We start from the raw sequence: 15554 nt of genomic DNA, 5'->3' as shown, positions 1-15554 counted from the left end.
GCCCGACCATGACGAAGGAGTAGAATTCCCGCGAGTCGCTGCTCAATTCCCCATGCGGTCGCGCCATTGCCGCTCGCCCGCCAGGCAGCTCGGGTTCTGGCCGGTCGACTGCGCCTTCTGGACGAGCGCCTCGCCATCACGCGGCATCTCGGCGATCTCGCGCACCAGCTTGGTCCGCGTCGCATCGACGAATTGATGGCGCTCGCGAATCGGGATCACGAAGGCACCGATGCCGGTGATCACGCAGTCCTTGTAGTAGACGTCGAGGTTGTCGATGTCGAAATAGCTCGCCTGCTTCAGCATGATCGGCAGGCCGTTGATGTTGACGCCCTTGGCGGCGGCGGCATCGCGCGCGGCGGCGACGGGGCGCCCGTCATTGTTGGCGCCGTCGCCGGAGATGTCGATGACCCGGCGCATCGCCGTGACGTTGGACTTTTCCAGGAGCGCCATGCCGAGGTCGATCGCCCCCGAGATCGAAGTGCGCCGGCCGCGCCGCGTCGGCGCCTCGCCCAGCTCCTCGGCGAAGGCCAGCGCCGATTGCGGCGTGTCGATGATGGTCCAGGATTTGACGATGTGCTGGAAGTCGCCGCCGGCCCATTCGAAATAGGTCACGGCGATCTTGCCGATCGCCCCCTTGGCGATGGCGTTATGCAGCTCTTTCGAGCGGAAGGCCTCGATATAACCGTTGCGCTGCAAGGCGAGCTCGTCGATATCCATCGAATAGGACACGTCGAGCGCCAGGACGAGCGCGACATCGACCTCCTCGGCGGGCACCGTGGCTTGGGGCACAGGCGCTTGCTGCGCTCTGGGCGCCGTGCCGGTCAGCAGACTCGCCGCCGTGAGACTCAAGAGACCGAACAGCCAACGCCGCATCGCCACCTCCGTCATCCTATCGTGACGGCAGTGTGCGCTTCGTTTCGATTCCCGCCAAGGGCGAAAGCTGGGCAGGCTCAGTCGCTTATTATCGCATTCTCGTGACTTGGATTGGCGCGACGGGCATCGACGATGCCGATCGCGGCTGCGGCCGCTTCCTCGATGGTCAGGGCCGAGGTGTCGAGCAGGACGGCGTCCTCCGCCAGCTTGAGGGGAGCGTCGCTGCGGCCGGAATCGCGCGCGTCGCGCCGGCGGATATCGGCCAGGATGCCTTCGAAAGTGGCAGGCTCGCCGCGTGCCGTCAGCTCGCGATGGCGGCGCGCGGCGCGCACTTCGGGCGTGGCGGTGACGAAGAGCTTCGCGCGCGCCTCCGGGCAGATCACCGTGCCGATATCGCGCCCGTCCAGCACCGCGCCGCCGGCTTGCCCGGCGAAGCGACGCTGGCGCGCGATCAAACCGCTGCGCACGGCCGGCATTGCCGCGACGACGGAGGCAGCCTCGCCGATCTCGCGCCCGCGCAGGCTGTCTTCGGGAAAGGCGGCTTCATCGAAGCTCGCGACGATTGCCGCTGCGGCGTCCGCGTCCTGGATGTCGTGGCCTGCATCGAGCACGGCCTTGGCGACCATGCGGTAGAGCAGTCCGGTATCGAGATAGGGCAGGCCGTAATGCGCGGCGAGCCGGCGCGCCAGCGTGCCCTTGCCGGAGGCGGCGGGACCGTCGACCGCGATGACAAGTCGTCCCCGCTTGTCGTTCGAGCTCATGCGATGTCGCCTCCAAGCCCGTTCATCAAGGCGATGAAGCTCGGGAAGCTCGTTGCGATCATCGCCCCGTCATCGACCGTCATCGGTTGCCGCGTCGCCAGCCCCATCACCAGGAAGCTCATGGCGATGCGGTGGTCGAGATGGGTCGCGACCAGGCCGCCGCCGTCGACCGCGCCGTCTCTGCCCTCGACGACCAGATCATCGCCTTCGATCGCGCAGGTGACGCCGGCTGCCTTCAGCCCGGCCTCGACAGCGGCCAGGCGATCGGATTCCTTGACGCGCAGCTCCTGCAGGCCGCGCATCCGCGTCGTGCCCGTGGCGAAGGAGGCTGCGACCGCCAGCACCGGATATTCGTCGATCATCGAAGGCGCGCGCTCGGGCGGAACCGTGACGCCCTTCAGGACGCCGGCCCGCACGCGCAGCGTCGCGACCGCCTCGCCACCCTCATTCGCCTCGCTCTCGACGCTGATATCGGCGCCCATCTCGCGCAAAGTGGTCAAAAGCCCGCTGCGCAGCGGATTGGCCATCACGCTCTCGATCAGGATGTCCGAGCCCGGCACGATCAGGGCCGCGACCAGCGGAAAGGCGGCCGAGGAGGGGTCTGTCGGCACCACGATCGGCGCGGCCTGCAATTCGGGCTGGCCCTTGAGCACGATGCGTCGTCCATGCGCCCCATCCGGTGAAACCGCGACATCCGCGCCGAAATGCCTCAGCATTGTCTCGGTATGGTCGCGCGTCGCCTCCGTTTCGATCACGGTCGTCTCGCCCGGCGCCGCCAGGCCCGCCAGCAGCACGGCCGACTTGATCTGCGCCGAGGCGACCGGCGTGCGATAGGTGATCGGCACGGCCTCCTTCGGCCCGCGCAGGGTCAGCGGCACGCGCCCGCCCTCCTCCTGCGAGACGATCGTCGTGCCCATCAGTTCGAGCGGGTCGAGGATGCGCCGCATCGGGCGCTTGCGCAGCGAGGCGTCGCCGTCGAAAACCGTGGTGATCGGGTGGGCGCCGCAGACGCCCATCATCAAGCGCGAGCCGGTGCCGGCATTGCCGAAATCGAGCACGCCGCCGGGTTCGCGCAAGCCACCGACGCCGACACCGCGGACGCGCCAGCTGCCCGGACTGTCGTGATGGACGATCGCGCCGAGCGCGCGCGCGGCATCGGCCGTGCGCATCACGTCCTCGCCCTCGAGCAGGCCGCTGATCCTCGTCTCGCCGATTGCGAGCAGGCCGAAGATGAGCGAGCGGTGCGAGATCGACTTGTCGCCGGGCACGCGCACGCGTCCCGCAAGTGGGCCCCTGCTGCGTGCGGTGACGGGGATCGGGGGCTGCGCGTGGGCCACTTTGGTCTCTGCCGGCTGGTCTTAGGGAAGCGCGGGCTGCCTAGCATGACCCTTAGCCAGGCGTCACGCGCCCCTCGGGGCGAAATCAACATTTGACAGGGCCGCCTGCCCCGACTAACGGACGCGCCTGCTTTTCAGAACATGCATGATTGAAGGTCCGACGCAGTGGCGAAACCGGAACTTGGCACTAAGCGCGTTTGCCCGACAACGGGCCGCAAATTCTACGACCTGAACAAGGATCCGATCGTCTCGCCCTATACCGGGCAGACCTTCCCGCGTTCGATGTTCGAGCCCCAGGCGAAGGCGGCGGCCGTTGCCGCCAAACCCGCCGATGACGAGGATGAGGTCGAGGTCGCCGACGGCGCAGTCGAACTCGTCTCGCTCGACGAGGCCGATGCGGAAGCCACCGAGAAGGAGGCTGTCGTCACCAGCGAGGACGATATCGAAGTCGAGGACGACGATATCGCTCCCGAGGACGACACCTTCCTCGAGGAAGACGAGGAAGGCGATGACGACGTCGCCGACCTGATCGATGGCGACATCGAGGGCGACGAGGACGTCTGAGGATTCCGCCCTCTCGGCGGGCGCTGTGAAGGCAGGCGCTGTGAAGGAATGACGATTAGGCGACATTCAGCGCTTGAGTCTTCCGGCACTCCCGCCTATAGAGCGCTTCGCCGCTCGCAGCGGCGACAAGGACGGGACGGTCGATCACCGCAAAGGTGTGGCATGACCGCCCGGGAATATCCCGGCTGACCCCCAAATCAGCCGGCTAGCGTGGGGCCATAGCTCAGTTGGGAGAGCGCTTGAATGGCATTCAAGAGGTCGGCGGTTCGATTCCGCCTGGCTCCACCAAATCTTCCCAAGCTGACAGCTGGAACGAGGCGGGATTGTCCGGGATCAACCGGGCCTATCCCCGCCTTCACCCCCAAACGATCAAGATTGGTGACGGTTACCGGCGAATCAGTCGGCAGCACGCCCTGCGACCGTGGCTAGGTATCAGCCTGCGCGACACCGAGCTGTCGCCGGAGCTGCGTCCTGTCCAGGCAGGAGACGTCATAGGTTACTTCGCGACCTTTGAATTCCTGATGAGTGGCGAGCTGTTTGGTCATGGAGCGCGTGATCTCGTCGATCCGCGCTTCGCAGGCCTCGGCACTGGTGAAGCCCATCTCGCTGATTCGCGTTGCCGTGCATGTCGGCTCCCCCGACACGCAGGCCATGATGACCATCGTAAAGGCATCCATGAATTCACTCCCAAGGTGGCTCTGCGCCGGGGGGCCTCTCTCCGCTCAAAAGTGATGCTTCATGGTTACCCGAGCATTAAGAAGCCTCGCCGGGCATAAGGAGCAAATCCCGAGCCATCGCCGTCTTCACGGGGAGTGCCTGGCTGCGGCTCGAGCAGGGTGCGAAAAAATGGGAACCGGTTTTTTGCATTGATCCTGCTCTCGAGCATTTCCGATCCGGCCGGGTCGCTCGCTCGAAAACACTCTAACGCCTGCGCCGCCGGTTGGACCGCGCACGCCGGCGCCTGACGGCTTTCATCATCAGTGTCAGCATGGCGAGCAGCATGTTCGACAACGTTCGCTTCTGGAGTTTCGTCCGGCATCCTCCCGACCCTCGAAGGCAGCCTTATGTCGAAAGGCTACAGCGATGCTGGCACGTTTAAGGCAGCAGTCTGTGCGGCCGCGACGCTCGGCATGGCTGGTTAGAGGGCTCTCCTCACGCAAACCGGTGTCCACTTCGCTCGAAAGCGCTCCAGGCGCCCGATCCGGAATGTGGCGCGCCTTGTGAACCTGTTCCGGTTCTGCCGCGACTAACCGATCGGGCGTCGCGTTTGCGCAGCCTTGCCGCCCCGGCGCTTCCCCTCCCAGAGCATTGCGCGAAAAAGTGGGTACCGGTTTTTCGTGGGAGCAATGCTCCAAGCTTTTAGGATCGATCACGTTTTTCGCATTCGGACGGCATCGTCCGAATGCGACGTGATCGAGTGGTGGCCGGGGCGGCATCTGTCGCAATCAAGCAGCCTCACCCGTTGATGCCGGTTTGGGCACGGCCGTAACCTGCGGACACCAAGCTTCGCGCGTAAATGAACATTCATCGCTGGCGGAAGTTCACCCCTTTTAAGTTTTAGCTGATCTGGGGAGAGTTTCATGGACCGTCGGTCATTTCTGCAAGCGGCAATGGTTTCTGCTCTCCCCTCAGTAGCATTTGGACAAAGCGCTCCAGCTGGGATGTCACCTGAACAGAAACATGCGGCGGAAACCCTGGAAGCGAGCGCGACGTCGCTGGAGGCAAGCCGCGCGGCGGCCAGCAAGGCCGTCGATGCGAATGTCCGGCGATTTGCCCAGTTCGAGGCAGCCGAGCAAGAGGTGGTGGCATCCGTGGTCAAGGCTGCCACGGGCATGTCGGAGACCGCTCCTCCACCTTTGACTGCCGAGGCGAAAGCCATGGTCGAGATTCTGAAGGCGATGCCGACCGGTCCGGAATTCGACAAGGCCTATGTGAAAGGGCAGGTCGAGGGACACCAGCGGCTTCTGCAAATTCAGGAGGTCTATCTGACCAATGGCAAGAATCAGACCCACCGCTCGATCGCGATGTTGATTCGCGGCCATATCAAGGAGCACCTGGCTCAGCTGGAACTCATGAACAAGCTGCCGGCCTAGTTTGCGCCGCGCGCGCCGAAGGTTGATTGTTAGAAGAGGATTTCGAGGCCTCATTTCGAGGCCATTGACGCCGCGCTCTTGAACGCGGCCGGCTAGAGCAATTGAACGCGTTTTTTTTCACGCGAACCGATGTTCACTTCGCTTGAAAACGCTCTAATGCTTCGCATCAGCCCGGCTGAGGTTACGCTCGTAATCTTGAATCTCGCCGCGAAGCTTTTCCAGTTCGTCGCGCTCGGCCGTATTCTCGGCAGACCCGGCGAGCTCCTGAATCCGCGTCATCGCCGTATTATAGGACATCTCAGCTTGTCCCTCAGGCGCCAGTTTAACATTCGGTTTCGAATCGGCCATCGATGCCTCCAGCGGCTGTTCATGCCATGCTGGTAACGCCGCGCTCGGCTTCACAGTTCCGCGCTGATGAGGCGGACATTCCTGGAAGATCCGCTCCGTCTCGCGACAATGACGCAACGGCGTGGCCCGTGAGCCGTTCGCGATGGCGTGAAATGCCTGGGTTGATCGAAGCTTGCGCCGCACGCGCCGCTTCGGCTTCCTATCGACCCGTCATCTGAAATCGGCAGCCAAGACCGCCCATGGCCTCGCGCGACGGCGCGAGCCTTATAGATGCCGCACCCACTCCGCCGCGGCCTCCGCCGGCGGCCGCTCGCTGTTGAAGGCGCCGATGAAGTTGCCGTCCTTGCCCATCAGATAGACCAGCGCGGTATGGTCCATGGTGTAGTCGCCATCCTTGAGCGGGACCTTCTTGGCATAGGCGCGATAGGCCTTGACCGTGGCGTCGATCGCCGCTTGGTCGCCGGTCAACCCGACGATGCGCGGATCGAAGCTGCCGAGGTAGCTCTTCAGGGTCTCCGGCGTGTCGCGCGCGGGATCGACGCTAATGAAGAGCGCGCGCAGCTTCTCGCCCTTGGCGCCGGCGGCGCGCAGCATCTCCGAGATCTCGAACAGCTTGGTCGGGCAGATGTCGGGGCAATGGGTGAAGCCGAAGAACACCAGGAAGGGCGCGCCGCGCAGCTCCTTGTCGGTCAGCGTCTTGCCGTCCGGGGTCGTCAGCGCGAACGGCCCACCGACGCTCGCCGTTCCCGTCTGATTCTGCCGCGTCGGCGAAAAGGTGATGATCGCGGCCGCGGCGAGCGCGAGCGCCCCCAGAAGAAAGACGATCAGGGGCAGGATGAGGCGGCGTTGCACGGCGGGCGATCCGGTTTCAGGGCGTTTGGATGGGGCTCAGAAGCAGGCGACGAGGGCAGCGATGAGGCCGTCGGTGAAAAGCCGGTCGCCTTCGCGCCACCACAGCAAGAGCCCGGTCAAAAGCAGGCCGAGCGCGCCGCCGGCGAGCAGCAGGATGCCCGCTCGCGACGGCGGGGCCGTATCCTGCTGTGGATCGTCCTGCGCTTGCGTCATGCGCTAACTCATACCCCCGCGCGGCCGCCGCCGGAAGCAGCCTCCGTGACGCAGGTCATCAGCGTTCGGGGAGGATTTGAGCGACGAAGCGGAGCGAAGTCGAACCCGCGCGATGGGTTGGTGGGCGGCATCGCGCAAAGAAAAATGGAGCGGGCGATCGGGATCGAACCGACGACATTCAGCTTGGGAAGCGGCACTAAGACGTTGAACGTCCTCGCCCGCGTTCATCGACGGATAGGCCTACAGGATCGCCGGGTCGCGATAAGACTCGAGATCGCAGTCTCATCTGTTGATGGACGGTCGCCGATCATCTACCCGAAGCTTAAGCGTAGCGCGATGCCATCCGAGACGCTGCGCAATGGCCCGTCAGGGCTGTTCTCGGGCTAGAGCGTTTTCGAGCGAAGTGGACACCGGTTCGCGTGAAGAAAACGCGTTCAAACAAAGGGCAGGAGCAATTGAGCGATCCAACTGGATCGGACATTGCTCTAGCAGCATTCGATGTCGATTGAGCGTTTCGACACTGTCGTCCTGGGCGCCGGTGCTGCTGGAATGATGTGCGCGATCCATGCCGCATCGCGCGGCGGGCGTGTTCTCATCGTCGATCATGCCAAAGCGCCCGGCGAAAAAATCCGCATTTCCGGCGGGGGCCGCTGCAACTTCACCAATATCGGCACGAGCGCGCGCAATTTTTTATCGAATAATCCGCATTTCGCCAAATCCGCGTTGGGCCGCTACACGCAGCATGATTTCGTGGCGTTGGTCGAAAAGCACGGCATTGCCTACCACGAGAAGACGCTCGGGCAGCTCTTCTGCGATGAGTCCGCCAAGGACATCATCGCAATGTTGATGGACGAGATGGCGCGCGCGGCCTGCGAGCTGCGCCTCAAAACCACGCTGCAAAGCCTCGAGCGGGTTGAGGGCGGCTTTGCGGTCACGCTTGGCGGCGATGGCGCTGCAAAGATTCGGTGCCGGCAGTTCGTTGTTGCGTCCGGAGGAAAATCGATCCCGAAAATGGGGGCATCCGGTCTTGGCTACCAGATCGCCGGCCAGTTTGGTTTGACGGTGACGGAGACACGCCCGGCTTTGGTGCCGCTGACATTCGGTGAAGACGTGCTTGCCGGGTTTCGCGACATGGCCGGCGTTGCCGCGGCTGCGCGCGTCTCGTGCGGCAAGGCGACATTCGACGAGGCGCTGCTGTTCACGCATCGCGGACTGTCCGGCCCCGCGATCCTGCAGATTTCGTCCTACTGGCGCGAGAAAGCACCGATCAGGATCGCGTTCCTGCCCACGCAGGACGTGTTCGCCGCGTTGCGCGCTTCCAGACAGGATAACGGCCGCAGAAGCATCGCCAATACGCTTGGTGATATCCTGCCGAAGCGATTGGCGGCTTATCTCGCCGATGCCCATGGCTGGGCGGGCCCCAGCGGCGACGCAAGCGACAAGAAGCTCGCCGCGATCGCGTCCACCATTCAGGGCTGGGACGTCATGCCCATCGGATCGGAAGGATACCGGACAGCGGAGGTGACGCTCGGTGGCGTCGATACGTCCGGTCTGAACTCACGGACGATGGAAGCAAGCACAGTCGACGGCCTGTACTTCATCGGTGAAGTGGTCGACGTCACCGGCTGGCTTGGCGGCTACAACTTCCAATGGGCGTGGTCATCAGGCTGGGCGGCAGGGACCGCCATCGCCGAACGCACCGGCTGAGATGCCCGCGCGGCGCCAGGGCAAATTCCTGAACGATTGAAAATGCAAGACGGCGTTCCCAGCCAGACCATGCCGGAGAGCACGGAACCCGCGACCGCTTCTCGCGAAGCGGCGTTCTAACATATTGCTGTCAAAAGCTTTTTTTGGAGCGGGCGATCGGGATCGAACCGACGACATTCAGCTTGGGAAGCTGACGTTCTACCACTGAACTACGCCCGCATGCCGGTTCGCGGGCATGCGCCTGCCGCCGACATCGCCCTCCATAGCGGGATCGCCGGCGCGAGTCATCTCCCAATAAGGGCCAATGCACGATCTCGATTCACGCGGCCATTGCCTGGCAAAGCGGCATCGCCGGTTCGCCAGGGAGATGACGCGGCGGCGCTTCTTTTCCGAAACCCTCGATTTTCGCCAATAGCATCAGACGCCTTCACATCACGCTGGCCGGCACGCTCGAAATGGCTGGCAGGGCATGGCGCACAGATTTCCTCATCACGATCCCGACAAGCTGAGGCTGGCTACGAAGCTTCCGGGCATCGGCTCCGGCTGCGCCCTGTCCGGAGGAGTGCAGGAGCGCCTGACATCGGCCAGGGCGCGGGCGGCATGAGCTATCCGATGATCAGCGATGCGATGACTCCCGCCGGCTTGCTCCACCGCCTCGTCGCCTTCGACACGACCTCCCGCAACTCCAATCTGGAGCTCGTGGGCTGGGCGGCGGCCTTGCTCGAAACCGCCGGTGCCAGGATCCGGCTCACGCATGACGGCGGCGGCGCCAAGGCCAATCTGCTCGCCAGCTTCGGGCCGGATGTGCCGGGTGGGATCGTGCTCTCCGCCCATACCGACACGGTGCCTGTCGACGGCCAGAGCTGGAGCAGCAACCCTTTCGAATTGACGCAGCGCGACGGCCGCTTCTACGGGCGCGGCGCGACCGACATGAAGGGCTTTGTCGCCTGCTGCCTGGCGTTCGCGCCGCAATGGGGCCAGGCGCGATTGAAACGCCCGGTCCACCTGGCCTTGAGCTATGACGAGGAGGTCGGCTGCTTCGGCGTCCCTAGGCTCGTCGCCGATCTCGTTGCGAACCTGTCCAGGCCGGCCCTCGTCGTGGTCGGCGAACCCACCGGCATGCGTATCGGCGACCGCCATCGCGGCTATCTCGGGTTCCGGACGGTTTTCCACGGCCATGCCGTGCATTCCGGCAATCCCGGCAAGGGGGTCAGCGCCATCGCAGCCGCAGCGCGGTTCGTCGGCCTCCTCGACGGGCACGGGGCGCAAGACGCCGCGGGCGTCGACCGGACGACGTTCAATGTCGGCCAGATCTCCGGCGGGACCGGCATCAACATCGTGCCGGGACGCTGCGAGGTCCTCTGGGAGATAAGGCCGGCCGCGAGCGCCGACATCGCCGCGTTGAGGACCATGACCCAGGCGTTCATCGCGCGCGCCGCGCCACCGGGCCTGCCGCCTGAAACCGAGGAAACCGTGACGATCCCGCCGCTGCGGCCGGAGCCGGGCAATCCGGCGCTCGCGATTGTGCAGGGGCTCGGCGCGAGTTTGCCGCTGATGGAGCTGCCTTTCGGAACCGAGGCCGGCTTCTTCCAGGCGGCGGGCATCCCGACCGTGGTCTGTGGCCCGGGCTCGATCGAGCAGGCGCATCAGGCGGATGAATGGATCGCGGCGGAACAGCTGGAGGAAGCGAGCCGCTTCCTCGCTCGCGCGACGCAATGGGCCGAGGCCTGAGGCAACACAAAAACAGCTTAAGGCAGCACAAAAACACAAAGGGGATCTTCATGCCGGCAGAACAGATGCAAGCAGGCCTCGGGCAGTCCGGGCCGGTATCGGCGCCCATGCGCGCCAAATCCCGTCGCGCCATCATCGCGGCGACGATCGGCAATATGCTCGAAACCTATGATTTCGCGGTCTATGGCTTCTTCGCGATCATCATCTCGCGGCTTTTCTTTCCCGCCGGCGACGAGACGGTGTCGCTGCTTCTCACGGTCGCGACCTTCGGTGTCGGCTTCTTCATGCGGCCCGTCGGCGCCATCGTGCTCGGCAGCATGGCCGATAGCAGGGGGCGCAAATTCGCGCTGTCGGTGACGATCCTGCTGATGGCGCTGGGCACCGCCATGATCGGTTTCGCGCCGACCTATGCCAGCATCGGCGCCTGGGCTCCGGCCATCATCGTACTGGCGCGTCTCATCCAGGGCTTCTCGGCCGGGGGTGAGATCGGCGCCGCGACGGCTTTCCTCGTCGAGCACGCGCCGCCCGGCCGCCGGGGCTTCTTCGCGAGCTGGCAGCAGGCCAGCCAGGCCTGCGCCCTGCTGCTCGGCTCGCTTCTCGGTGCCGCCATCACCGGCCTGCTCTCCCAGGAGGCGCTGGAGAGCTGGGGCTGGCGCATCCCCTTCCTGCTCGGCCTGCTGATCGGCCCCGTCGGCTTCTATATCCGCGCGCAGACCGAGGAAGCCGAGGAGTTCACCCAGGCTGCCGCCAAGCTGCCCGGTTCGCCGCTGCGCGAGGCGCTGCGCTTTCATAAGCGCAGCATCGCCACGGGTTTCGGCATCACGATCACCTGGACCGTCTGCACCTATTTCTTCCTGATCTACATGCCGACCTATGCGGTGCGCCAGCTTCACCTGCCGCAGAGCGTGGCCTTCCTGGCCAATGCGATCAGCCTGGGCGTGTTGCTCGTGCTGGCGCCGGTCTTCGGAGCCTTGTCGGACCGCATCGGCCGCCGCCCGCTTCTGGTCGGTCCTGCCCTGGCCATCATGGTGCTGACCTATCCCTTGCTCGCGCTTCTCAGCGCGTCACCGAGCATATGGTCGCTGCTCGCCTTCCAGATCGTTTTCGCGACCCTGATCGCGGCCTTCACCGGAACCGCGCCGGCCGCGATCGCGGAAATATGCCCGGCGGAGATCCGTTCGACAGGGACCTCGATCGCCTACAATCTCGCCGTCACGATATTCGGCGGCTTTGCGCCGTTCATCGCCACCTGGCTCATCGCCAGGACCGGTAACGGCCTGTCGCCGGCCTGGTATGTGACCGCGGCGGTAGCGTTCAGCGCCGTGATCATCCTGGCGCTGCATGGCCGCCCGCGCGGAGCATCCGAAAGCCGCGGGACGCCAGATCCGATCCTGGCTCCGGCCTCGGCCGGTCGCGAAGGCTGATTGATCAAAGGCCGGGGGGCCATCGCTCCCCGGCCCGTTCAGCTGCGGGCGGCGGTGGCGAATTGCAGCGGGGTCATGCCGTAGCAGCGCTTGAAGTGCCGGGTCAGGGCGCTCTGATCGTAGAAACCGCAATCGACGGCGACATCGGCGATGCCTGCGCCTTGGGCGAGGCGGCGGCAAGCCACGTCCAGACGAAGCTGCGTGTGGGGCGTTGACCGACAAACAACAGAATACGATTCATCGTGAGGCCAAAATTCCACGCTTTGAAATGTATAGTTTAGAAATATACCAATGAGATAGTCTTGCCGAGCAGTTTTCAACTTGCGCGCGACGACTTATGAGACAGGCCTGACGATCCAAGGGCAGGTACGCCCTTGCCGCGGGCAGGCTTGGAACGATCGATGACGCAGCAGATGTTTCACGAAGTAGCGGTCGCGCGGCGCCAGCTCCTGACGCCGGGCATGGTGCGGCTGACATTCGCAGGAGATGGCCTCGCCGCGTTTGCGTCCACCGGGATCGGGGACGAATATGTCCGCCTGTTCTTTCCCGATGAGGCGACAGGCGAAACGGTGCTCCCCATCATCGATGGCGAGGGGCGCTGGACCTATCCGGAAGGCAAGCCGCCGGTCCGCTACTCCACCTACACCGTACGCCGGTTCGATGCGGCTGCGCGCGAGCTCGACATCGATTTCGTCGTGCATGAGGGCGGTCTGGCCAGCGAATGGGCGCAAGCCGCTCCGCCCGGGCAACGCATCGTCATCAACAATCCGCGCGGCCTGTATCAGCCGCCACCGGATTTTCGCTGGCAGGTGCTGCTGGCCGACGCGACCGGTTTGCCGGCCCTGGCGCGGCTGCTCGAGGACACGCCCAACGATATCGCCAGCCGCGTCGTCATCGAGGTTGCCGACGCGGCTCACGAACAGACTCTGCCGCCGCATCCCCGGGCCCTGGTGACCTGGCTGCATGGCTCCGGCAACGGGCTGCGCGCCAGCAGGCTGGCGGAGGTTTTCCAGCGGATTCCCCTGCCGGAGGGCTGCGGCTATCTCTGGGGATCGGGCGAGCAGATCGCCATCCGCGCGATCCGCCAGCGAGCGCGCAAGATGCCCGTATTCCAGGACGGCCGCAGCAAGCTGATCGCCTACTGGATCGAGGAGGGGGCGGAGGGCCGCGGCCGTCCCGAAGCGCTCGCATCAGAGGTCAGCGCCCAGATCGGGGCTGATTGGTCCGGGCTTGTGGCGAAGGCGCCGGATCTGGTGACCATGAGCTGAGGCGACGCCGAAGCTCGCCTGCGTCGGGCTGGCAGCGCTGCTACGGCGCTGGTATGAGCGCGCGCTGAAGCGGGAGAATTGAAAACCCTGTCGTCATTGCGAGCGCAGCGAAGCAATCCAGGGCCGTCGAGCGAGACCTCCTAGATTGCTTCGTCGCTTTGCTCCTCGCAATGACGAAGCTGCGGCGCCTCGATCAGCAGGTCGATCCCGACTTCGATCGCCGTCAGGCATCGCTCGAAGAGGGCGATGCTCTCGATCCACCAACCAACACAATCATCACCTCGGTCGATCCCGGTGCGGGCCCGCGCCGGGATCGACCCTGGGCGCAGGCCTGCGGTTTGACAGCCCAGGTGCCCAGGCGCTATGGCTCATTCATAAAATAAAACGCGTTCAAAATACTGAACGATAAGGTGAGGCGACGGATGAGTGGGCGAGGCGCTGAGCGCATCCTCGAATTCATCGAATGGCTGGCGCGCCGCTACGCGCCGGCGACGCTTGCCGAGATCACGCAGGCCATGGCGGTGCCCAAGAGCAGCGCGCTGTTGCTGCTGCGCTCGCTGGTTTCGGCCGGCTATGTCCTGCGGCAGCCTGACGGGCTTTATGTGCTCATCCGCTTGCCGGGCGAGCCTTCCGCCGGGCAGCAGGGCTGGGGCACGATCCTGCGGGTCGTCGAGCCCGTCTTGCGCGAGGCCGTCAATGCGGCCCGCGAGTCGGGCTTCATCGCCATCCTGACCGAAGGCAAGGTCCGTTACCTCAACAAGCTCCTGCCCCAGCGCGAGATCCGCTACGACCGGGATATCTCGCATGCGCGCACCCTGCACGAAGTCGCCAGCGGCATCGTCCTTTTGACCGGAATGAGCCCGGGCGAGCGCGAGGCCTATCTCGCCGGGCTCGATGACGCGACGGCGGCAACCGTGAGGGCGCATGTCGAAGCCGCCAGGCGCGACGGCGCCTTCGTCAATCTCAAGGGCGTCGTCGAAGGAGCCGCCGGAATCGCGGCGCCGATCCTGTCGCAGGACGGCAGGGTCGTCGCCGCCCTCAACATCTCGGGACCGCGTGAGCGGATCGCGCAAGACCAAGAGCGCCTGAAGGCGCTGACCATCGCCGCCGCCGCGCAGGCAAGCCACGAGCTTGCGAAGCGCACGGCGTTCTTTGCGAAAAACACAGGGAGAAACGACCGTGATCAAGGGCCTTCTGACTAGTCTGTTCACCGCTGCCGCGCTGGTGGCCTCGCCGGGCATCGGCTCGGCGCAAGCGCCTGCCACGCCGAACTACTATCCCGCCGATTACGGCGCGACGATCGAGGCGTCGCGCAAGGAGAACGGGCTCGTCATCTATTCCAACATGGCGAACAACAACTGGAAGCCGGTGCTCGACGGCTTCCGCCAGAGCTATCCCTGGATCAAGGTCGAAACGCTCGATCTCGGCTCCGGCACGGTGCATTCGCGCTGGGAAGCCGAGGCCGGCAGCGGCGCGCGCACGGCCGATCTCTTGATCTCCGGCGCCAATGACCGCTGGGCCGCCTATGGCCTGGACGGGCGCATGCTCGACTACAGGAGCCCCGAGGCCGAGAAGGTGCCCGCCTTCGGCAAGCCCTATCCCGGCGTGTTCGTGGCCTCGTCCGACCCGCTGGTGCTGACCTACAACACGGCGCTTCTGAAGGAGGGCCAGCGGCCGACCGGCCTCGCCTCGCTCGCCAAGATGGCCGCAGCCGATCCCGGAACCTATAAGGGCCGGATCACCACCTATGACGCGGCGCGCAACTCCTTCGGCCTCGCGGCCTGGTGGCAGACCTTGCACGAGAAGGGCGATGCCGGCTGGACGGCCTTGCGCGCGATCGGGCCGATGATCCGCGGCGAGGTCTCGGGCGGGCCGATGAACGAGAAGATCGCGGCCGGCGAATATGTCGTCGGCATCGCGGTCTCCGGCATCACCATCTTCCCGCGCCTCGACGAGCCGGGCGGCAAGATCCTCGGCTTCGCCTTCCCCGATGACGGCACGCCGGTGATGCTGCGTGGCATGGGCATTCCCAAGCAGGCGGCCAACATCAATTCCGCCAAGCTCTTTCTCGATTTCCTGCTCAGCAACAAGGGCCAGACCCTGCTCGGCAAGGGCGGTCTCGTGCCCTATCGCGAGGACGTCGCGGAAAGCGAGGTCCGCTACACCTATCAGGGCATCGCCCAGAAGGTCGGCGAGAAAAACATGATCGTCGTCGGCTTCGACAAGGCGCTGATCGAGCAGGCCAAGCCCTTCGTCGAGAAATGGAACGCCGCCATGCAGGGCCGCTGAGGCCGTCCGCACGCCGCAGCCGCAGCCGCCCCGGCGGCTGCGGCCATTCTCCGATCACAAGGTTGCCGACCACAAGGTTGCCGATCACAAGGTT

General features: G+C 65.0%; 18 protein-coding genes and 2 tRNA genes. 11 read left to right on the top strand and 9 right to left on the bottom strand.

The window, feature by feature from the left end:
- Nucleotides 1–42 precede the first annotated feature (42 nt).
- The 3 genes from BHK69_RS05565 to aroA all read right to left on the bottom strand — a co-directional run bounded on the left by BHK69_RS05565 (nucleotide 43) and on the right by aroA (nucleotide 2971).
- Complete coding sequence (locus BHK69_RS05565) at nucleotides 43–873, bottom strand: DUF1194 domain-containing protein (RefSeq protein ID WP_069693400.1); 831 nt, start codon at nucleotides 871–873, stop codon at nucleotides 43–45.
- A 77-nt stretch (nucleotides 874–950) separates the two neighbouring features.
- Complete coding sequence (gene cmk / locus BHK69_RS05560; protein ID WP_069689235.1) at nucleotides 951–1634, bottom strand: (d)CMP kinase; 684 nt, start codon at nucleotides 1632–1634, stop codon at nucleotides 951–953.
- The gene (gene aroA, locus BHK69_RS05555) at nucleotides 1631–2971 is read right to left on the bottom strand and encodes a 3-phosphoshikimate 1-carboxyvinyltransferase (RefSeq protein ID WP_069689234.1); all 1341 of its coding nucleotides are present in this window, start codon (nucleotides 2969–2971) and stop codon (nucleotides 1631–1633) included. The genes cmk and aroA overlap by 4 nt, the downstream gene beginning before the upstream one ends.
- Before the next feature lie 165 nt (nucleotides 2972–3136).
- Between aroA and BHK69_RS05550 the strand changes: the two genes are divergently transcribed.
- Together BHK69_RS05550 and BHK69_RS05545 are read left to right on the top strand one after the other, a co-directional pair.
- On the top strand, nucleotides 3137–3535 hold the full coding sequence (locus tag BHK69_RS05550) for a TIGR02300 family protein (protein WP_069689233.1): 399 nt from the start codon (nucleotides 3137–3139) through the stop codon (nucleotides 3533–3535).
- 212 nt (nucleotides 3536–3747) lie between these two features.
- Nucleotides 3748–3823 (top strand) — tRNA-Ala (locus BHK69_RS05545).
- 137 nt (nucleotides 3824–3960) lie between these two features.
- Here the strand turns inward: BHK69_RS05545 and BHK69_RS05540 are convergent.
- The gene (locus BHK69_RS05540; protein WP_069689232.1) at nucleotides 3961–4212 is read right to left on the bottom strand and encodes a hypothetical protein; all 252 of its coding nucleotides are present in this window, start codon (nucleotides 4210–4212) and stop codon (nucleotides 3961–3963) included.
- A 903-nt stretch (nucleotides 4213–5115) separates the two neighbouring features.
- Here BHK69_RS05540 and BHK69_RS05535 point away from each other — a divergent pair.
- On the top strand, nucleotides 5116–5628 hold the full coding sequence (locus BHK69_RS05535; RefSeq protein ID WP_069689231.1) for a DUF4142 domain-containing protein: 513 nt from the start codon (nucleotides 5116–5118) through the stop codon (nucleotides 5626–5628).
- A gap of 153 nt (nucleotides 5629–5781) precedes the next feature.
- On the opposite strand, the gene BHK69_RS31875 is transcribed toward BHK69_RS05535, so the two are convergent.
- The 3 genes from BHK69_RS31875 to BHK69_RS32555 all read right to left on the bottom strand — a co-directional run bounded on the left by BHK69_RS31875 (nucleotide 5782) and on the right by BHK69_RS32555 (nucleotide 7041).
- Nucleotides 5782–6159: a hypothetical protein gene (locus BHK69_RS31875; RefSeq protein ID WP_148663330.1), complete on the bottom strand. Its 378-nt coding sequence runs from the start codon at nucleotides 6157–6159 to the stop codon at nucleotides 5782–5784.
- Nucleotides 6160–6240: 81 nt separating this feature from the next.
- A complete protein-coding gene (locus tag BHK69_RS05525; protein ID WP_069689229.1) occupies nucleotides 6241–6828 on the bottom strand; it encodes an SCO family protein in 588 nt (195 codons plus the stop codon).
- A 36-nt stretch (nucleotides 6829–6864) separates the two neighbouring features.
- Nucleotides 6865–7041: a hypothetical protein gene (locus tag BHK69_RS32555; protein ID WP_158516160.1), complete on the bottom strand. Its 177-nt coding sequence runs from the start codon at nucleotides 7039–7041 to the stop codon at nucleotides 6865–6867.
- Nucleotides 7042–7086: 45 nt separating this feature from the next.
- Between BHK69_RS32555 and BHK69_RS31870 the strand changes: the two genes are divergently transcribed.
- A complete protein-coding gene (locus tag BHK69_RS31870) occupies nucleotides 7087–7428 on the top strand; it encodes a hypothetical protein (RefSeq protein ID WP_148663329.1) in 342 nt (113 codons plus the stop codon).
- A gap of 117 nt (nucleotides 7429–7545) precedes the next feature.
- Nucleotides 7546–8748 carry a BaiN/RdsA family NAD(P)/FAD-dependent oxidoreductase gene (locus BHK69_RS05520; RefSeq protein WP_069693399.1) on the top strand — a complete coding sequence of 401 codons (1203 nt, stop codon included), beginning with the start codon at nucleotides 7546–7548 and terminating at the stop codon, nucleotides 8746–8748.
- 144 nt (nucleotides 8749–8892) lie between these two features.
- Here BHK69_RS05520 and BHK69_RS05515 read toward each other — a convergent pair.
- Nucleotides 8893–8967, bottom strand: a tRNA-Gly gene (locus tag BHK69_RS05515).
- A 381-nt stretch (nucleotides 8968–9348) separates the two neighbouring features.
- Between BHK69_RS05515 and argE the strand changes: the two genes are divergently transcribed.
- Both argE and BHK69_RS05505 read left to right on the top strand, forming a co-directional pair.
- Entirely contained in the window at nucleotides 9349–10479 is a 1131-nt protein-coding gene (argE, locus tag BHK69_RS05510) for an acetylornithine deacetylase (protein WP_069689228.1), read from the top strand.
- 50 nt (nucleotides 10480–10529) lie between these two features.
- Entirely contained in the window at nucleotides 10530–11903 is a 1374-nt protein-coding gene (locus BHK69_RS05505) for an MFS transporter (protein ID WP_148663325.1), read from the top strand.
- A 38-nt stretch (nucleotides 11904–11941) separates the two neighbouring features.
- Here the strand turns inward: BHK69_RS05505 and BHK69_RS33055 are convergent, their stop codons facing one another.
- The gene (locus BHK69_RS33055; RefSeq protein ID WP_158516159.1) at nucleotides 11942–12088 is read right to left on the bottom strand and encodes a helix-turn-helix domain-containing protein; all 147 of its coding nucleotides are present in this window, start codon (nucleotides 12086–12088) and stop codon (nucleotides 11942–11944) included.
- Nucleotides 12089–12304: 216 nt separating this feature from the next.
- On the opposite strand from BHK69_RS33055, the gene BHK69_RS05500 reads away from it, so the two are divergent.
- The 4 genes from BHK69_RS05500 (at nucleotide 12305) to BHK69_RS05485 (ending at nucleotide 15460) form a co-directional block, all read left to right on the top strand.
- The gene (locus tag BHK69_RS05500) at nucleotides 12305–13171 is read left to right on the top strand and encodes a siderophore-interacting protein (RefSeq protein WP_069689226.1); all 867 of its coding nucleotides are present in this window, start codon (nucleotides 12305–12307) and stop codon (nucleotides 13169–13171) included.
- Nucleotides 13172–13341: 170 nt separating this feature from the next.
- A complete protein-coding gene (locus BHK69_RS05495; protein WP_069689225.1) occupies nucleotides 13342–13554 on the top strand; it encodes a hypothetical protein in 213 nt (70 codons plus the stop codon).
- Nucleotides 13555–13593: 39 nt separating this feature from the next.
- A complete protein-coding gene (locus BHK69_RS05490) occupies nucleotides 13594–14373 on the top strand; it encodes an IclR family transcriptional regulator domain-containing protein (protein ID WP_069689224.1) in 780 nt (259 codons plus the stop codon).
- Entirely contained in the window at nucleotides 14351–15460 is a 1110-nt protein-coding gene (locus BHK69_RS05485) for an ABC transporter substrate-binding protein (protein WP_199579036.1), read from the top strand. The genes BHK69_RS05490 and BHK69_RS05485 overlap by 23 nt, the downstream gene beginning before the upstream one ends.
- Nucleotides 15461–15554: the final 94 nt, after the last annotated feature.

Source organism: Bosea vaviloviae, from assembly GCF_001741865.1.
Taxonomy (GTDB): domain Bacteria; phylum Pseudomonadota; class Alphaproteobacteria; order Rhizobiales; family Beijerinckiaceae; genus Allobosea; species Allobosea vaviloviae.
This window is presented reverse-complemented; position numbering and strand designations above follow the sequence as displayed.